Below are 446 nucleotides of genomic sequence, written 5' to 3'. Positions count from 1 at the left end.
CGCCACAAGCGGTGATCACATCGGAGACCACGAGATCCGGGCGCAGCTGCTCCAGTACCGGCACGTTGAGCTGCGCCATCCGCCCGGCGCGCTGATGGATCTTGGCCCCGGCATCGGCGTCATCGTCGACATCGGTCGGATCGAGGCCGACGAGTTCGACAGCCTCGATGCCGGCTGCCCGCGCGGTATCGAGCCACTCCACCCCGGTCAGCAGCGTCGGGATATCGCCCGCGGCCAGGAACTTCAGGCACAACGCCAGGGCCGGGAAGGCATGTCCGGGATCGGGTCCGGCGACCACAGCTACGCGCACCGGCCTACCCTGCCACAGCGCCGCACCATTAGGCTGCGGGCATGGCTGACCAATCCACGACCGCTGCTGTGACGCAGACCGGCACGGTCGAGACCTTCCTCAACGCGTTGCAGGAGCAGGACTACGACACAGCCGA

The 446-nt window shown here is 67.7% G+C and carries 1 protein-coding gene; it reads right to left on the bottom strand.

Features of this window, described 5'->3' with window-relative positions:
- The coding region (locus RM844_RS32810; protein WP_311671081.1) for a glycosyltransferase family protein at positions 1–310 on the bottom strand (310 nt) is incomplete at its 3' end.
- Between the last annotated feature and the right edge of the window lie 136 nt (positions 311–446).

The organism is Streptomyces chisholmiae (assembly GCF_031845445.1).
Lineage (GTDB): Bacteria > Actinomycetota > Actinomycetes > Streptomycetales > Streptomycetaceae > Streptomyces > Streptomyces chisholmiae.
This window is presented reverse-complemented; position numbering and strand designations above follow the sequence as displayed.